The 1,940-nt window shown below is 67.3% G+C and carries 2 protein-coding genes and 1 pseudogene; 2 read left to right on the top strand and 1 reads right to left on the bottom strand.

The features are described 5' to 3' along the window. Positions 1 to 349 (top strand): annotated as a pseudogene (locus tag AC1D12_RS32110) (ABC transporter substrate-binding protein); the annotation flags it as partial. A gap of 87 nt (positions 350 to 436) precedes the next feature. Next, on the top strand, positions 437 to 1,297 hold the full coding sequence (locus tag AC1D12_RS32115) for an HDOD domain-containing protein (protein ID WP_477826189.1): 861 nt from the start codon (positions 437 to 439) through the stop codon (positions 1,295 to 1,297). A 19-nt stretch (positions 1,298 to 1,316) separates the two neighbouring features. On the opposite strand, the gene AC1D12_RS32120 is transcribed toward AC1D12_RS32115, so the two are convergent. Further along, positions 1,317 to 1,799: an Lrp/AsnC family transcriptional regulator gene (locus AC1D12_RS32120; protein ID WP_047500874.1), complete on the bottom strand. Its 483-nt coding sequence runs from the start codon at positions 1,797 to 1,799 to the stop codon at positions 1,317 to 1,319. Positions 1,800 to 1,940: the final 141 nt, after the last annotated feature.

Consider the following 1,940-nt stretch of genomic DNA (forward strand, 5'->3'; position numbering starts at 1 on the left):
GCTGGTGCAGCGCTTCGTCGACGCGTCGATCCTCGGCTGGGTCAACTACCTGTACGGCGACCGCAAGGCGGCCAACGCGATGATGATCAAGGAGAACCCGGAGATGACCGAGGCGGAGATCGAGGCCTCGGTCGCGCTGATGAAGCAGCAGGGCATCGTCGACTCGGGCGAGGCGCTGCGCAACGGCGTCGGCGCGATGAGCACCGAGCGCATCCACGACTTCTACGCGCAGATGGTGAAGGCCGGGCTGTACAAGGCGGGCGAGGTCGATCTCTCGAAGGTCGCGACGCTGCAGTTCGTCAACAAGAAGCTCGGCATGGACGTGAAGGCGAAGCTCGGCGGGCGGTGAGGCACCCCGTGCGGCCGTGTGAGGTTTTCCTCAAGTGCGGCGCAAAGAGGTCGATACTCGCGGTAACACTTTTCCTGACACCGTGACGTGAGCATCGAGACCGCACCGCGCCCTGCCGGCCATCAGCCGCTGTCCCATGCCTTGCCCGACCTCGCCGCCTGGGTGCAGCACTTTCGCGACCGCGAGATCCCCGTCCTCGCGAACACCTCCGATGCGCTGGAGGCGATGCGCGCGAACGAGGACGACGTCGACGCCAACCTGATCGGCGAGATGGTCGCCGACGACCCGCTGATGACGCTGAAGGTGCTGGCCTACGCAGCCACGCACCGCCCGGCGCGGCTCGTCACCGACGTCGAGACCGTCACCGCCGCGGTCGTGCTGATGGGCATCTCGCCGTTCTTCGGCGCGTTCGGCCTGCAGCCCACCATCGAGGACGCGCTGGCCGGCCGGCCGGAAGCGCTGGCCGGCCTGAACGACGTGCTGCGGCGTGCGCACCGCGCCTCCCGCTTCGCGCTGGCCTTCGCGATCCACCGCCAGGACCACGACGCCGCGCTGATCCACGAAGCCGCGCTGCTGCACGACTTCGCCGAGATGCTGCTGTGGGTGCATGCGCCCGACCTGGCGCTGACCATCCAGCGCGCGCAGGCGGCCGACCCGACGCTGCGCTCCAACGCGATCCAGCACCGCACGCTGAACGTCGAGCTGTTCGACCTGCAGCAGGCGCTGATGAAGGCCTGGACGCTRCCCGACCTGCTGATCCGCATCTCCGACGACCGGCATGCCGAGCATCCGACGGTGCAGAACGTCGTGCTGGCGATCCGCCTCGCTCGGCACACCGCGCACGGCTGGGACAACGCCGCGATCCCCGACGACGTGGCCGACATCGCCCAGCTGCTGAACATGTCGACCGCCGCGACGCAGGCGATGCTGCAGAACCTCGATTACTGAGGCGTGCAGCCGGGCGCCGCTACAGTGGTACCGCGGTGGTGTTCTTCACCCGGTCCATCACGAAGCTGGTCTTGCAGTCTTCGACGCTCGGGTGCTTCAGCAGCGTCTCCATCACGAAGCGCGAGTAGTGCGCCATGTCCTGCACGACCACGCGCAGCAGGTAGTCCATCTCGCCGGTCAGCGCGACACACTCCACCACCTCGGGCCAGGTCTGCACCGCGGCGCGGAACAGGTCCATCGGGTTGCGCTTGTGCACCTCGGAGTGCTTCTCGAGCCGCACGTTCAGGTAGGCCGTGAGCCCGAGCCCCACGCGCTCGGCCGGCACCAGCGCCACGTAGCCGGCGATCACGCCCGATTCCTCCAGCCGCTTCACGCGCCGCAAGGTGGCCGACGGCGACAGGCTGACCTGCGCGGCCAGCACGTCATAGGTGATCCGGCCATCGGCCTGCAGCGCCCGAAGAATGCGCCGATCGATCGCATCCAGCTGGATTTCCGTTTCCATGCGGTTGATTTTGCAGCTTTCCTGCGAATCGCGCCCGCCCAAGGGCACAACTTGCATGATTCCTGCGGGGGGACGAATCTACAGTGCGAGCAAGTTTTCACTTTCAGGAGCGCGCCATGCAGTTCACCCCCTGGGACAACC

It is taken from the genome of Rhizobacter sp. P1_G5 (assembly GCF_056405435.1).